15 protein-coding genes and 1 tRNA gene are annotated in these 15,537 nt (G+C 42.9%); 8 read left to right on the top strand and 8 right to left on the bottom strand.

The features are described from left to right. Positions 1–16: 16 nt before the first annotated feature. Positions 17–2,644 (top strand): ABC transporter permease, encoded by a 2,628-nt coding sequence (locus tag ABFV72_RS05750; protein WP_347162771.1) that lies wholly within the window; start codon positions 17–19, stop codon positions 2,642–2,644. 141 nt (positions 2,645–2,785) lie between these two features. On the opposite strand, the gene ABFV72_RS05745 is transcribed toward ABFV72_RS05750, so the two are convergent. Genes ABFV72_RS05745 through ABFV72_RS05735 form a run of 3 tightly spaced genes read right to left on the bottom strand, consistent with a single transcriptional unit; the run spans position 2,786 to position 4,652 of the window. Beyond that, a complete protein-coding gene (locus ABFV72_RS05745) occupies positions 2,786–3,352 on the bottom strand; it encodes a TIR domain-containing protein (protein WP_347162770.1) in 567 nt (188 codons plus the stop codon). After that, positions 3,342–4,184, bottom strand: a complete 843-nt coding sequence (locus tag ABFV72_RS05740) for a macro domain-containing protein (protein ID WP_347162769.1) — start codon at positions 4,182–4,184, stop codon at positions 3,342–3,344. The genes ABFV72_RS05745 and ABFV72_RS05740 overlap by 11 nt, the downstream gene beginning before the upstream one ends. A 51-nt stretch (positions 4,185–4,235) precedes the next feature. Next, entirely contained in the window at positions 4,236–4,652 is a 417-nt protein-coding gene (locus ABFV72_RS05735) for a DUF6530 family protein (protein WP_058025252.1), read from the bottom strand. Positions 4,653–5,043: 391 nt separating this feature from the next. On the opposite strand from ABFV72_RS05735, the gene ABFV72_RS05730 reads away from it, so the two are divergent. Beyond that, positions 5,044–6,366 carry a valine--pyruvate transaminase gene (locus ABFV72_RS05730; RefSeq protein ID WP_347162768.1) on the top strand — a complete coding sequence of 441 codons (1,323 nt, stop codon included), beginning with the start codon at positions 5,044–5,046 and terminating at the stop codon, positions 6,364–6,366. A gap of 32 nt (positions 6,367–6,398) precedes the next feature. Beyond that, entirely contained in the window at positions 6,399–6,866 is a 468-nt protein-coding gene (locus tag ABFV72_RS05725) for a hypothetical protein (protein ID WP_201547571.1), read from the top strand. Between the two features lie 22 nt (positions 6,867–6,888). Here the strand turns inward: ABFV72_RS05725 and ABFV72_RS05720 are convergent, their stop codons facing one another. The 3 genes from ABFV72_RS05720 to hisB all read right to left on the bottom strand — a co-directional run bounded on the left by ABFV72_RS05720 (position 6,889) and on the right by hisB (position 8,938). Beyond that, positions 6,889–7,257 (bottom strand): hypothetical protein, encoded by a 369-nt coding sequence (locus tag ABFV72_RS05720; protein ID WP_347162803.1) that lies wholly within the window; start codon positions 7,255–7,257, stop codon positions 6,889–6,891. A gap of 204 nt (positions 7,258–7,461) precedes the next feature. Further along, positions 7,462–8,097: an imidazole glycerol phosphate synthase subunit HisH gene (gene hisH, locus ABFV72_RS05715; protein WP_347162767.1), complete on the bottom strand. Its 636-nt coding sequence runs from the start codon at positions 8,095–8,097 to the stop codon at positions 7,462–7,464. A gap of 175 nt (positions 8,098–8,272) precedes the next feature. Then, positions 8,273–8,938, bottom strand: coding sequence for an imidazoleglycerol-phosphate dehydratase HisB (gene hisB / locus ABFV72_RS05710; RefSeq protein WP_347162766.1), 666 nt, complete (start codon positions 8,936–8,938; stop codon positions 8,273–8,275). A 386-nt stretch (positions 8,939–9,324) separates the two neighbouring features. On the opposite strand from hisB, the gene ABFV72_RS05705 reads away from it, so the two are divergent. Both ABFV72_RS05705 and ABFV72_RS05700 read left to right on the top strand, forming a co-directional pair. Beyond that, positions 9,325–9,747, top strand: coding sequence for a hypothetical protein (locus tag ABFV72_RS05705; protein WP_347162765.1), 423 nt, complete (start codon positions 9,325–9,327; stop codon positions 9,745–9,747). 123 nt (positions 9,748–9,870) lie between these two features. Continuing rightward, positions 9,871–9,946 (top strand) — tRNA-Phe (locus ABFV72_RS05700). Between the two features lie 124 nt (positions 9,947–10,070). On the opposite strand, the gene ABFV72_RS05695 is transcribed toward ABFV72_RS05700, so the two are convergent. Next, a complete protein-coding gene (locus tag ABFV72_RS05695) occupies positions 10,071–10,427 on the bottom strand; it encodes a hypothetical protein (protein ID WP_347162764.1) in 357 nt (118 codons plus the stop codon). Positions 10,428–10,633: 206 nt separating this feature from the next. Here ABFV72_RS05695 and ABFV72_RS05690 point away from each other — a divergent pair, with 206 nt between their 5' ends. Both ABFV72_RS05690 and ABFV72_RS05685 read left to right on the top strand, forming a co-directional pair. Then, positions 10,634–11,134: a DUF4385 domain-containing protein gene (locus tag ABFV72_RS05690; protein WP_347162763.1), complete on the top strand. Its 501-nt coding sequence runs from the start codon at positions 10,634–10,636 to the stop codon at positions 11,132–11,134. A 117-nt stretch (positions 11,135–11,251) separates the two neighbouring features. Then, positions 11,252–11,935 (top strand): phosphoglycolate phosphatase, encoded by a 684-nt coding sequence (locus ABFV72_RS05685; RefSeq protein ID WP_347162762.1) that lies wholly within the window; start codon positions 11,252–11,254, stop codon positions 11,933–11,935. Between the two features lie 49 nt (positions 11,936–11,984). Here the strand turns inward: ABFV72_RS05685 and ABFV72_RS05680 are convergent, their stop codons facing one another. After that, complete coding sequence (locus ABFV72_RS05680; protein ID WP_347162761.1) at positions 11,985–13,565, bottom strand: YifB family Mg chelatase-like AAA ATPase; 1,581 nt, start codon at positions 13,563–13,565, stop codon at positions 11,985–11,987. Between the two features lie 431 nt (positions 13,566–13,996). Here ABFV72_RS05680 and hemN point away from each other — a divergent pair, with 431 nt between their 5' ends. After that, positions 13,997–15,490, top strand: a complete 1,494-nt coding sequence (gene hemN / locus ABFV72_RS05675; RefSeq protein WP_431192082.1) for an oxygen-independent coproporphyrinogen III oxidase — start codon at positions 13,997–13,999, stop codon at positions 15,488–15,490. The last annotated feature ends 47 nt before the right edge of the window (positions 15,491–15,537 follow it).

The raw sequence follows: 15,537 nt of genomic DNA, 5'->3' as shown, positions 1-15,537 counted from the left end.
ACTGGATTGTATCTTAATGAATAGTAAGCCCACAGACAATAAATCGACTGATACAAAAAATACTGATACCAGTATGCATCAAGAGTCCAGTTATCCTAGCCGCATCCTTAGTCAACTTTTCACCAAAACACTAGGTTCTCAAGCACTCAGCCGTAGCTGGTGGCAGCGTTGGGTATACCCCGTGTTGTTTCTACTGACCTTGACCTTGTCTCTTGCAACCTACTTGACCCTCGACTCGGTGCAGCAGTCTGTCGATAGCTACATCAATGACAATCAGCGCGCGCTCGTTGGTGGGGATCTAATCCTAAACAGTAAACAAGACTGGCCAAGCGAAGTATTGTCACAGGTAGAAACTATCGCTGACACACAGACAGTGTATGACTACCAGTTTAGTGCCATGCTGGTCAATGATGAGCAAACCTTGCTTGCTAGCGTCAAAGCTGTCTCGCCTTCTTACCCTTTATACGGCACAGCGGAGCTTGCCTCAGGAAAGTCGCTGTGGGATCAGCTAACATCTGACAGTGTGATCGTCGCGCCAGAAGTGCTCAGTAGTCTACAGGCAGATGTCGGCGACCGCATCACCATTGGCGATGCGCAATTTACGATCGGTGATGTACTGACCAAAGAGCCTGACCGTCCGCTGACCACCTTTGGTTTTGGTGGGCGTGTGTTAATGAAACAAGATGCACTCCCGTCAACCAATCTATTGGGTCAACGTAGCCGAATAAACTATCGTATCGAGATGGCAGGCGACCCAGAACTGATAACCACGCAGCGTGACAAGCTTACAGATATCCTAACCAATTATCCTGATATTGAGCTATCTGACGCTGAGTCCGCAGACACTTCTGTCTCGCGTATCTCTGACAATGTGCTGATGTTTTTAAAATTATTGGTCATCGCGGTGTTACTACTATCTGCGGTCGCCATGTACGGCGTCATTAGTGCGTTTGTTGGCAAGCAGCAGTCTAATAATGCCATTCGTTTGGCGTTAGGCGAGCCGCTTGGCTCACTCAAACGTAGCTACTATCAGCTGCTTATCATCACGACCGTCATTGCTTGTGTCGCAGCGGTTGCCCTTAGTCTGGGCTTACTCAAAATAGGCCAGCCGTATCTGGTGGCTATCTTGCCTGCCGATGTCGGTCTAGCCATCAACCCAATCAGTGCCATCAAAACTATTGTGATTGCTTTAGCCCTGACGCTACTGATTGCGCAGCGTGGTCTAAGCGCACTTAACACGACCAAACCCGCTACCCTACTCAATCAAGGAGCGAGTACGCAAACGCAAAACTTGCCTTGGTATCGACGCGTGCCGCTACTATGGTATGGCTTGGTGCTGGCAGGGCTGTATGCCTTCTTCGCTTATGAAGTGGGTTCACTGTCCTTAGGCGCACAGCTATTGAGCGGTTTGATCGGCTTTGTAGCGATATTTTGGCTATTGGCCCGTGGGTGGTTGTGGCTGCTTAACAAGTTGGCAAGCAATACTAAGGTCAGTTGGATGCAGCGTATCGCCATCCATAACCTTGCACGTAAAGGCAACCAATCAGCGTTGTTCTTTGTCACCTTATCGCTATCGGTAGCAGTGCTGACGCTTATCACCACACTCAATCACAGTATCAATGCGCAGTTTATCAACGCCTATCCTGAAGATGCGCCCAATCTGTTTTTGCTCGATGTGCAAAGCGATCAACATGACGATATTGATGCAATCATTGAGGCGCCCGTCACTTATTATCCCGTCATTCGTGCCCGTGTGGAGACGGCTAATGATGTGGCGGCAAAAGATATCGTGCCTGCTGATGGGTTTGATGATCCTACGCGTGTCTTTAACTTGAGCTATGCAGATACGGTCATGGAGACCGAATACATCATGGAATCGCTCACAGAAGACGCGCTATATACCCCTATCGATGCGACAAATGAGCAAGTCAAACCTTTATCTATCTTGGACACTGCTGCAGGTATGCTCAATGTCGGTATGGGCGATCAGGTACGTTTTAACATTCAAGGTATCGAAATCATCGGGCAAATTACCAGTATTCGCACACGCTATGAGCGTGGCCCAAGTCCGTATTTCTACTTCTTGTTTGAGCCGTCCGTGCTATCTGCTGCCCCGCAGATTCAGTTTGCCACTGTGCATGTGCCAGAGAGTGACATTCCAGAGCTGCAAGGCAAACTGGTACGCGAGTTCCCTGCTGTCACTACGATCGATGGCACTGCTATTGCGAAACAAATCCAAGAGCTGGTGGTACAAATGAGCCGCTTGGTCTATGTGTTCACCTTGCTTGCCCTACTCACTGGGGTCATGGTGCTGATTAGCTCGCTGCTTTCTACTTCGCAAGACCGTATGAAGGACAGCGCATCCTTTAGACTGCTCGGTATGCAAAAGCGCGATTTGTATATGCTTAATATCTTAGAGCTGGGCGTGCTTGGGATTAGCGCGGCGACCTTTGCCGTCGTCATCGCTAGCGTTGGTGCATGGGCGGCAATCACGCAGTGGTTTAATCTACAGTTTAGTGTGCCGTGGACGAGCTTGGCTATTGGCGGTGTGGCATTAGTCGTATTGCTGTTTGCCATTGCCATTATTTATGTGAGACTGGTGATTGGACGTGGGATTATGGCAAGGGTAAGGGCGATGATTTAGGGTTAAAAGTTTAACAAGGGTTAGTTATAGCGGAAAATTTCTATCCACTATAACTAACCAGTCTAGGCGAAGTGGGTATTGTCATTTGAGTGTTTCCTGCTACCTTAATATTGTCTTAAAACGATATATTCTTAACATATACTATTCCCATGTAATATTAAAAAAATCATATGCATCTCTATTATAAAAACCTAAAGATTCTAACTTCTCATTGCTATGGATATGAAATCTTGGAATAGCATCTAAAACTGGTTTCTTTTTAAAAGGTATATGAATACACTGAACTTCTTCTTTTCTAATACCTTCGGCTAGAGCTAGAGGCCAATAATCTGAGTAATATTTTGGATTAAATATAGGTTGTCGTACTTTTGGATAGCATACAATAATTGGTAAACTCATCTTTATAGCTTTTTCTATTTCGTAGTTCAACATTTCTCTGTCATATCTAGTTTTTTCGGTTAAAATTAAAACCATATTTTTAGAGTTTTTCAGACGCTCTAAGAGCACTCTCTCTAGCGTATTCCTACTACTGGTGTCCCTAACTTGAGATGTTTTTTGATGGCTGTCACTAAATTTGAAATCAATTAATGATTTGCTACTTATATTTTTCCACATCTTGAGCATATTGAAGTACTTTATATCTCCAATTGTAGGGTTTGTAGTATCTAAACCATCAAACGCTACATAAGTCCCATTTCTATAAGCCATTGCCTAGTCCTTTAATGTCATTTAAATTAATTGCTTTTATTTTCTCAGGATGAATTATTATCGTAAGCCTAGCAGGATGTTTAAACCGCATTTCACTAATTTTAAAAGTCCAAAGCATGATTTTAAGTAGCTCTTCATCTGAAATAGTTTTATGCTCTTTAAACCTAGTAATACCACCACCAAATATAGGAACACTTACTGACCTTTGAGCGTATATAGAATTAACGTTATCCCAAAAATTGACTAAAAACTCTAAGTACTCTGACATAGTAAGCCTAGCTTCGTTTCTATCATTAAATTTTGTAAATGCAGTTAAAATATATCTATCGTCAAGTAGATAAATTGCTCCTAGCTTATATCGTTGTAACTTCCCTTCTGCTTTACGCTTTTTCCCTTTAGCTTTGTGTTCGTTCTCTACGCCGTTCTCAATGAGTACATCAAGTTCGTCAACTTCTTTACCAGTATGAATTAGATATGTGTCAATGAAAATTCCATTCAAAGATTTTTTAGATATTATTTTGTCGTCTACAACTGTATCAAAATATTCATTAAAACCTATAGCAATCAAACCTTCTTGTTCAAATAAATCACCTTCTTTAATTTCTACACTTGTTGAATCAATTTTTACTTTTACGTATTTCAATCTATTGGCTCTAAACCATAAAGCTAGAAACACTGTGAATATTGCTATAGATAAGACTCCTCCTGTAATAATCTTGAAATTATCAGAAGTAGTGATGAACAAGAAGGTAGTACTCGTTACTAGTCCTATAGCTGACAGGTATTTGTAAAAATCATTCCATAAACTTCTATCATAAAAATGTACTTTCATATTATCCGTTTACCTTAATTTCTAATTAAACCCGCAGCTTCTATAAATTGACTAATAACCTAGGTTTTTTAACAAACGTGATAAGCGTGTCAGAGGCTCATTTAAGTTATTTTTTACATATTCAGGATGCAGCTTTTGTTTTAAATTATTTAGCAAATCTGCATCATTACTTGTCGTAATACTAAACTTATCATCACTTAGTAGTATATCGCTTTGCGCATAGGATAAAGCTGAGCAAACTAAACTAGCCAAATCTAAAACTCGATGTAGTGGTAATTCTTCAGACATTCGAGACCACTTTTTGCCCGAATGACGCCAAACTTTAACTGATAAATCTTCATCACTCCACTGCGATACTCCAAGCGATAAACCTTGGACATCTGTATCATTTCTATATGCGCCATCAATTTTTGAATAGTTTTCCAGCTTTACGATCGGTTTGTGATTTAGATGAGTAGGTATATCCATATTTAGACCTTAGTATAGTATGTTGAAGTTTATGTTAGTACATTTTACTAACTAAGTTAGTAATAGATTTACTAACTTAGTTAGTAAAATGTACTGCTTTAAAAAACTATTGTCAAGAAATAAAATTTTATATACGACTTTTAATTGAGGACTCTCTTGTGCTTAGCCAGTAGGCTCAACATATGAACGAATATTACGATTGTCTAAAAACCTCAAACCACAACGCCTTCTATTCACATAGAGGGCGTTGTTGCTTCATAAGCTGTATAGACATATAAGTCAATATCTACCTCGCACTTTGCTTATTTTATACTTCCCATTTGCTATACTAGCCCCACTTTATCGGTTAAATACCCACTTATAACACCCTCCCAAACAGCATGGTAGCCTTATGAAATTCTCAAAGTTCGGTCAAAAATTTACCCAGCCCACTGGCATCTCACAATTGATGGATGATCTGGGCGATGCACTAAAAAGCGATCAGCCTGTCAACATGCTGGGCGGTGGTAACCCTGCCAAAATTGATGCCGTTAATGAGCTATTTCTAGAGACCTATAAGGCGCTGGGCACGGACAATGATACAGGTGAGGCCAATAGTAGCGCGATTATCAGCATGGCAAACTACTCTAATCCGCAAGGAGATGCAGGCTTTATTGATGCCTTGGTTGGCTTCTTTAACCGTCATTATGATTGGAACCTCACTTCAGAAAACATCGCCTTGACCAATGGCTCACAGAATGCGTTTTTCTATCTGTTTAATCTGTTTGGCGGTGCGTTCAAAGATGAAAAGAACGAGTCTATCGACAAATCCATTCTACTGCCATTGACCCCTGAATATATTGGCTATAGCGATGTGCATGTAGAAGGTCAGCATTTCACCGCTGTATTACCGCATATCGATGAAGTGACTCATGATGGTGAGGAAGGCTTCTTTAAATATCGTGTGGATTTTGACGCATTAGAGAACTTGCCAGCGCTAAAGGAAGGACGTATCGGCGCGATTTGCTGCTCACGCCCGACCAATCCGACTGGCAACGTGCTGACCGATGATGAAATGGCGCATTTGGCTGAGATTGCCAAACGTTATGACATTCCCCTTATCATCGATAATGCCTACGGTATGCCCTTCCCCAATATCATCTACTCTGACGCGCACCTGAATTGGGATAATAATACGATTCTGTGCTTTAGCCTGTCGAAGATTGGTTTGCCTGGTATGCGTACGGGTATTATCGTGGCCGATGCTAAAGTAATCGAAGCGGTCAGCGCGATGAATGCCGTGGTCAATCTAGCGCCGACACGCTTTGGTGCAGCGATTGCCACGCCATTGGTAGAAAACGATCGTATCAAGCAATTGTCAGATAACGACATCAAGCCGTTTTATCAAAAGCAGGCGACACTCGCGGTGAAGCTATTAAAAGAAGCCTTGGGCGATTATCCTTTGGTCATTCATAAACCTGAAGGCGCGATATTTTTATGGTTATGGTTTAAAGACTTGCCGATTAGCACGCTGGATCTATACGAGCGCCTAAAAGAAAAAGGTACGCTTATTGTACCAAGTGAGTACTTCTTCCCCGGTGTCGATGTTAGCGATTATCAGCATGCGCACGAGTGTATCCGCATGAGTATCGCGGCTGACGAGCAGACACTAACGGATGGTATTAAAGCAATTGGTGAAGTCGTACGTGAGCTGTATGATCAGGCTACTAGCTAATAAATATAGCTAACATATAAACCTAGAGTCTGATGGCTATGTACCCAATATTTTTACTCTATGGCATATTTATATTTTCAGCTATTTTTTTGGTGTGGATCTTAATAGCGATCATAACTGACTTTATATTTTTATGTTTTCCAAAAGTAGATTCAAAGGTTTTAAGCAAAAGAGTAGTGATTACTTCTGCCAAATTCTCTTATCTGGATGATGTGCATGAGCTTTTTATTAAGTATCAATATGAGTTCGAAGGTGTCATCTATACCAGCACATTACTGAATGCTTTTGGAGGGGTGCGTAGTTTTGGTGAAAAAGGAGTTAGAAAGGCAGTAGCGAATTCGATAACTTCAGAAGACAGAATAGCTGTCTATGTCTGCCCTTTTTACCCGAAGCTGGCTTATGCTTTGCCGTTTGGATGGAGTAAATTTTTGGTGTTGCCGATAATTGCTGTGGTATTAGCTTTGTTCCTCTCCTCAAGCAACAAACTAAATATTTTTTGAGGTACAACAAAAAACGGACTTATTAATAGTCCGTTTTTTTATGGCGTTTGGTCAGTGAAGTCGATTTATTGGTTGGTCGAAATATAGTCGTCCACTTATTCAGCGCAAAGAGCACATACGGCAGCATACAGGTATTAATCAAATCACGGATACTCGCAAGTATTTGATCACGGCTCAAGCTTGCCAAGCCAAGCGATTCAATCGTATCTCGATTGTCTAAATACTCACCCAACAGCGCAATGCAAGTCACGACGATCAAAGCGATAAATGATCGAATACCTTGGCTTTTGATGATAGGACGCAGCGCAACCAGACACAGCAGATAAACACCAACACCGACATAGATATGTAAGGCATCTTTGGCAAGGCCCGTTGTTTCCACAACATTCATTTTAAAGGCAGTAAAATCCACTGAGATATTCCAAGTATAAGCAAGTAGAAAATAACTGAGCGTATCACTAAACCATGATGGCTAAACTATAATAGCTAAAGAATGGCAGCTACAAAGTGATGGCTGAGCATAAAAAAGGCAGATTATACAATTGATAATCTACCTTCTACTAAATTAAATATTCACTTCACGTTTATCAACTACTTACACATTCCACTCTACGAAGTTCTTGAGCAGTTGCAAGCCAGCAGTATGGCTCTTTTCTGGATGGAACTGGGTGGCAAATAGATTGTCTTGGATCACACTAGCGCAGAACGGTTGCCCATAGTCACATACCGCCGCCACTTGTGAGCTATCGGCAGGCTCACAGTAATAACTATGCACAAAGTAAAAGTGCGCATTGTCTTCGATACCGTGCCAAAGCGGATGGTCAAAATCCATACCGCTAATGGTATTCCAACCCATATGCGGTACTTTTATCGTTGCGCCCTGCTTGTCTTTCCACGTAGGGTCAAACGCTTCTACAGTGCCGTTTAAGACGCCCAGGCAGTCCGTGCCACCATTTTCAGCTGACTGCTCAAACAACGCCTGCATGCCCACACAGATGGCCATAACGGGCTTATTAAACACTGCATGGCGTATCACTTCATCAATGCCCGCCTCGTGCATGCCAGCGATACAGTCACGCATCGCACCCACACCAGGGAAAACGATTTTATCAGCCGCCGCGACGACTTTTGGATCGTTGGTGATAGAGACTTCTGCCCCCACTACCGATAGGGCTTTGCTAGCAGAATGTAGGTTGCCCATACCATAATCTAATAGTGCTACTTTAGTCATCGATTGGTTCTCATTTTTAAATATTTTGACTACTGTACTATTTATATTATTGACCATTTATATTGTTGGCTATTACTAAGGTGTAGATAAGGTTTTGCTACAAGGAAGTCAAGCGCAGGCTGTACAACTAGTACGCCAAGCTTGACTGACACCGTAGAAGAGCCTTAAATGCGCCTTAGAAAGCTTCTTTGGTCGATGGCAAGGTGTTCAACGCACGCTCATCATACTCACAAGCCATACGTAACGCACGAGCAAAGGCTTTAAAGGTTGATTCGATCTGATGATGACTGTTTTTGCCCTTTAGATTGTCTAAATGCACCGTCATCCATGAGTGATTGACGAACCCGTAAAAGAACTCACTGAATAGGTCAACATCGAAACGGCCGACGTGCGAGCGCGTAAATGGGATATCCATATGTAAACCAGGACGCCCTGACAGATCGACGACAGCACGGGTCAATGACTCATCTAGCGGCGCATAAAAGTGCCCATAACGACGAATGCCTTTTTTGTCACCCAATGCTTTGTTGAATGCTTGACCAAGGGTAATACCAGTGTCTTCGACGCTATGATGGTCATCAATAAACGTATCACCGGTACATTTGATATCTAAGTCAAACAAACCGTGACGCTTAATTTGATCAATCATATGATCCAAAAATGGTACGCCAGTGTCCACCACGCCTTTACCCGTACCATCCAGATTGACGGTACAAGTGATTTGCGTTTCGGCTGTATTACGCTCAACAGTCGCGATACGTTCAGGGCGACCATATAGGTTTACGTTTTTTGACTCAGTTTGCTCAGGTGTGGCAGCAGTCGTCGTTGCATTGGCTGTCATGGCTACTCTCTATCAGTTTTTATCAGTGAAAAGCGGTCAATAAATAAGGCGAAAACCTGCCCAAAATATTTTACTAGTGTCTGGGTCAGACCTTAGCAAAAAATGTATTAGGAAATGATATATACAAAAGATATCAACATATTAGGGATTATACATACTAAATATTATATAGCCTCATCATAGCAAACCCTAACATTTACTGCCACGACCAAGCGGTAAACCACGCACAAAATCACCTCATTCTGCTAAAATAGTGTGTTCAGTATTATCAATCATGACTTGCGCCGACTTTGAAGACCTTTACTTACGGCACTACACGCTATGACATCGTGCTGTCTTATATTGCTAATTTATACTATAGAAACCCTCTATTTATAGGAACTGCTATGCCTTTAGAAGCGATCGCCATTAATAGTTTGGATGCGCCACTTATCAAAAAACCTGCTCGCGACAATGAGCTAGTAGAGCGTTTGCAGGCGTTGTACGATAGTGATGATGCGCAGCCTGACGGTATCGAGGTATTAAATATCGTTGAGCAAGGGTTTAAACGTGGACAGTACCTGTATGTTGGGATGTTCAATGATAAGCCTATCGCTGCGGTCGCCTGCTTTGATGACGGGCAGACCAATGCTAAGCGTCTACAATATCTCACTGTGCATCCAGAGAATCGTAAACGTGCTATCGATGCCAAGTTTATTAAACTGGTCTATGATTGCGAAGTTAGAAAAGGCGTACGTGAATTTGTCCCCGCGGACGCCGATATTCACCGTATCATGAGTGAGTACGAACTGTTGCGTGTAAAAGACTAAACTGAGCGCTAAAATGGTTAATTTTGCCAATATCTAATTATTTATCGTCTTTTATCAGATATAATGCAAAAACAGCTTGACAGAAGCGCGTATATTTAGTTTAATAGCGACCTCAACGAAGACGGCTCGATAGCTCAGTAGGTAGAGCAACGGATTGAAAATCCGTGTGTCGGCAGTTCGATCCTGCCTCGAGCCACCATTCGTTAATAGAATTCTAAAAAGCCCTGAACAGCAATGTTTGGGGCTTTTTTTATGTTTAAATTTTACCGTACTCTTTAGCTTTCATTCTATTCATGCGTCGCTTTCATTCGTAGAACCGACCACTATTCGTACAACCGACCACGCAGTAGTAAATTGCAGCGCTCACGCGAATCCAAGTCGTATATAGTTGCGCGGTAATCAATACCGTGACGCCCCTCAAAGAATATCACTCGGTCACCTACTGCCAAAAAACAAGACGTACGCGCATCATAGATAAAGCCGTCTATCACAAATGCCAAATCGCGATCTATCTCGCGCACTGTGTAGGTCTCACCTTGCGGAATCAAACGTTCAAACCATGCGCTATGGGCAGTCGTATTAGCCAGTACGCTTATCGTTAACAATAGCCATGCCACCAGTGTATTTTTGGGCAATCGCAAACGGCTGAGCTTATTTACACTTATCTTATTTCTCAACATAACATTTCTCGTAGCATTGTATTTATCATACTCATAGCCTTCATACGTCTCACAGCTGACTTTACCATAACCATTTCTACTTAACGCTCTTGATGTTAAATACCTACTGTCACGGTTGCATAACATTTTTGTGCTTTTTTCTAAACAGCTTGGCTAAGTATACTCAATAACCATATACGAATAGATAAAAATAATAGGTCATAGATATGAGAGAGTTTGATTACGACTTGGATTATAAGAGTTTGGATTTGCGCGCTCAGCCTGAGTTGTACCGTGTCGGTCGCGGTGAGCAAGGCGTATTACTGGTAGAGCCTTATAAGTCTGAGATTTTACCCCATTGGCGTTTTGCGACTCCTGACATCGCCCGCGAGAGTAGTGAAGTTATCTATCAGATGTTTTTAGATTACTTGGCTGACGATGACTTCGTCGGTGCAGATATGGCGCGAAAATTTATCCAAATGGGCTATACCCGTGCTCGTCGCTATGCCAATCATAAAGGCGGCAAAAAATATAAAGGCGCGGTACCTGATGATAAAAAAGGTCAAAGCGGCGCCCATGGCCGCGAAGAATTGCCACGACAAGAGGAAGACCCAATCAAAGCAGAATCCGCACGAATCTTTAAAGTTAAATGGGATGAGTGTCGTGAGAATGAAGACTATTTAAGAATGAAAAAAGAGCATCGTGAACGCTATAAAAATGTCGAATAGTTGCTAATACTCAAGACATTCAGCACAACAGGCAACTAAATTGACTGGTCTCGAAATACTACTGTGCTAAGGTATGGCCAATATAATAAATATAACGATTTTTAATAGTGAGGAATAATGAATAAGCAGCTTTTAATTTTTGATTTTGATGGAACACTCATTGATAGCGTACCCGATTTGGCCGACGCAACCAACGCCATGCTAACCACATTAGGCAAAGATACTTACCCTATCGAGACAATACGTAACTGGATAGGAAATGGTTCACGCCTGCTCGTAGAGCGCGCTTTGGTTGGTAAAGTGGAAGTAGCAGAAGGTGAGCTAACGGTCGAAGAAGCCGATCACGCAGAGCAAATATTTTTTGAGGCTTATAAGAATCTTAGTGGTAGTAAAACCGTTGCCTATCCAGATGTCGATGACGGACTCAAAAAACTGCACGCAGCTGGCTATACGCTTGCTTTAGTCACCAACAAGCCTATTCGATTTGTACCGAAAATATTGCTGTCGTTTGGCTGGCAAGACTTATTTAGTGAAGTGATGGGCGGTGACAGTTTGCCTGTCAAAAAACCAGACCCAACGCCCCTACTACACGTCTGTGAGACTCTCAATGTCAGTGTCGAGCAGTCAGTGATGATTGGGGACTCTAGGAACGATATGTTGGCTGGACAGAACGCCAATATGGACACGCTCGGCCTGTCTTATGGTTACAACTATGGGCAAGATATTCGCGAACTAAATCCGACCGAAGCGTTTGACCACTTTTCTGACTTGGTTGCTTGGATTATGAAAGATAAAGCCTAGTCTATATAAAGTCTATCAATCATCACAGTGTAACTTACTCAAACAGAGATTACGCTTTACTGCGATAGCTCAGCGCCTCAGATACATGGGCGCTGTTGATATCTGTACTGTTAGCCAAATCTGCGATTGTACGTGCGACTCGCAATACCCGATGGTAGCCACGAGCGGACAGATTCAAACGCTGCTGAGCAAGTTGCAATAGCTGCTTTTCATTGTCGCCTAGCTGGATGTATTCATCGATTTCGCTAGGGCTAAGCTCATTATTAACCTTTTGCTGGCGCTGCATTTGATGCTGATGCGCGACCACTACGCGAGCCCGTACTTGCTTGGAGGTTTCACCTACCTGACTATTTTGCAGATCGGCAATCGGTAATGCAGGTACAGTGATATGCAAATCAATACGATCTAAAAGAGGCCCAGATAGTTTGTCTTGATAGCGTTTGATCTGCTCAGGTCGACAGCGACAACGTCCTGATGTATCGCCATCATAGCCACATGGGCAAGGATTCATCGCAGCAACCAGTTGAAAATTCGCCGGAAAGGTCATTTGAGAGTTAGCGCGACTAATAGTGATTTGTTTGGCTTCTAGCGGCTGACGCAATACTTCCAACACACTCCGATCAAACTCAGGTAACTCATCTAAAAACAACACGCCTTTATTAGCAAGTGTAATTTCACCCGGTTTTGGCCGTGAGCCACCACCGACTAGTGCCACAGCTGATATCGTATGATGTACTTGTCTGAACGGCCGCGCCCCATAGTCGTAGTCGCTGTCTGCCACCGAATAGGTACTGGCAACCTCTAGTGCGTCCTCATCACTCAAGTCTGGCAATATCGTTGGCAGTCGTGATGCCATGAGCGTCTTGCCAGAACCTGGTGGCCCTGTAAATAACAATGAATGACCACCTGCAGCGGCAATTTCTAGCGCGCGCCGAGCATGATGTTGTCCTTTGACATCGGCTAAGTCCACTTGATAGCCAACATGCTGCGGTGCTGGATTAGGCTGCACCACTGACAAACTCTCATAGCTTGCACTTGGGTCAACGAGCGACTGCAGATGGTCGCAAACTGCTTTTAGACTCTGAGCAGCTAGTATCGTTACGCCATCAACGCGGCTGGCCTCACGACCATTATCAATCGGCACGATCAGTTGCGGTGTTGTCGGCGGCGAGGTATCTGAATTATTTTGCTCTTGGTCACTCGCTGCTACCTGAGACAACGCTATTGCCAATTTCTCAGCTTTGATTGCTCGTGCGACTGCCAAACTACCCGTTACTTGTCGCAATTGACCATTGAGCGCTAACTCGCCGATAAACTCAAATCCTGATAGCACCTCTGGCTCAAGCTGTCCGCTTGCTGCCAGTATACCGATAGCAATTGGTAAGTCTAAACGCGCCCCATCTTTTGGCAAATCAGCAGGGGCTAAATTAATCGTGAGGCGGCGGTTAGGAAACTGGAAACCTGAATTGAGAATGGCGGAGCGTACCCTGTCTTTACTCTCACGCACGGCGGCTTCAGGTAGCCCTACGATGGTCAATGCAGGTAATCCTTGCGATAGATGCACCTCAATGATGACCTTTGGAGCATGCAGACCAACCACCGAACGGGTATAGACTTGGGCAAACGACATCAGCATCTTCCTAATACAGAGTGTCATTGATAATAAAGTATTATTTACCAACGCGCAAACGTCGTGTTTTATTGCTGGTGTAGAGAGAATCACCACAACCTCAGCTTCGTTCTGAGGTTTTTTATGTGTAAATGATAACTCTATTCTAATATTTAAGAATACTCACCGACCACCCCACTGCTAACAAGGATTTGTTATACTATCTATTATACATTTAGCGATACATACTGCTGTCGATGACGTATTCGAATCTTATTATTAATCATTGATACAAGCGAAAAATAAACACCAAACCCAAAATCATTGTTAATCCAGAAACCAGCAGTATCTAGAGTAAAGACGAGGAATATCGCATGACAGACTATTCAGAACAAAACACTCAGCAGCCCTACAACCGTGCGGACGAGCCGCCCACGACTGTGCGCCCTGTTATGCAATCTGACAACCCTTATGCCAGTACACGTGGCAGCATTACTAGCAAGCAGCTACCAGCATTTGATGAAGCAATCATCAATAAGTACAATCGCTCAGGGCCACGTTATACCTCTTATCCAACTGCTCTAGAGTTCGCGCCAATACCAGATAACCTTGAAACAAACAGCTTTGAGGCTATCGGTCTTGAGACGAAAATCCTGCAGAAACGTGAAGAGCGTGCTCCCTTATCGCTATATTTTCATATTCCGTTTTGTCGCCACCTTTGCTACTACTGTGCTTGTAATAAGATTATTACCAAAAAAAATAGTGATTCTGGCGATTACTTGCAGTATTTAATCGCTGAAATTACTCATAAGCGCCGTTTGTTATCTGCGCCAGAAGGCAGCGACAAACCCTTAGTCAAACAGCTACATTTGGGCGGTGGTACACCAACGTTTTTGCGTGACGAAGAGATGGTGCAGTTGTGGGAGTTTTTACAAACTCAGTTTGAGTTTTTGCCAGAAGCTGAAGGTGACTACTCTATCGAAATTGATCCTCGTGAGCTGAGTGAAAACACTCTAAAGATATTACGTAATCTCGGTTTCAATCGTATCAGCTTAGGTGTGCAAGATTTAGATGAAACGGTACAAATCGCCGTTAATCGTGTGCACTCATCAGAGCTTATTGAAAGCGTGCTAACAGAAGCACGTGAGCTTGGTTTTCGCTCTATCAATATTGATTTGATTTATGGTTTGCCGCATCAAACACCTGATACTTTGGACAAAACTGTAAATCGTATCATCGAGATGTCGCCAGATCGCCTGTCAGTTTTTAACTATGCGCATTTGCCTGAGCGATTTAAAGCTCAGCGCCAGATAAAAGATGAAGACTTGCCTAGCCCAGCTACCAAACTGACGATGCTCGGTAGTACTGGCAATACATTGACCGAAGCTGGCTATCAATATATCGGTATCGATCATTTTGCCAAACCTGATGACGAATTGGCTGTCGCACAGCGTGAAGGTAAATTACATCGTAACTTTCAGGGTTACACCATCATGGGAGATTGTGACTTATTAGGTTTTGGTGTCTCATCAATCAGTCAGATTTCTAATGCCAATACGCGCTATATTTTGCAAAACGATACTGATCTACAGAGCTATCAAGCCAAGATTGATATGGCGAAAATCAATCCGACTGTCATGCCTGCGGTAAAGTATATAAAAACCTCTATCAAAGACCGCTTGCGTGAATATGTCATCATGAACCTTCTATGTCATGACTATCTCGATTTTAAAGATGTGAATCAAAAGTTTGGTATCGATGCCATCACCTACTTTATTAATGAGATTCAGCAGTTGGGCACTATGCAAGACGACAGGCTGATAGATATGGATGCAGCAGGTATTCGCGTCTTACCCAGAGGTCGCTTGCTTGGCCGTAACGTCGCCATGGTATTTGATGAATACTTAGAAAAGAAACACCAAAACCGCTTTTCGAAAGTTATCTAAGTTAGCGAGCCATTCATCCAATTATTAAATATAAAAAAGACCTCAAA

It is taken from the genome of Psychrobacter proteolyticus, assembly GCF_039762275.1.
Taxonomy (GTDB): Bacteria; Pseudomonadota; Gammaproteobacteria; order Pseudomonadales; family Moraxellaceae; genus Psychrobacter; species Psychrobacter proteolyticus_C.
The sequence above is the reverse complement of the archived record's forward strand: the minus strand, read 5'-3'. Positions and strand labels throughout refer to the sequence as shown.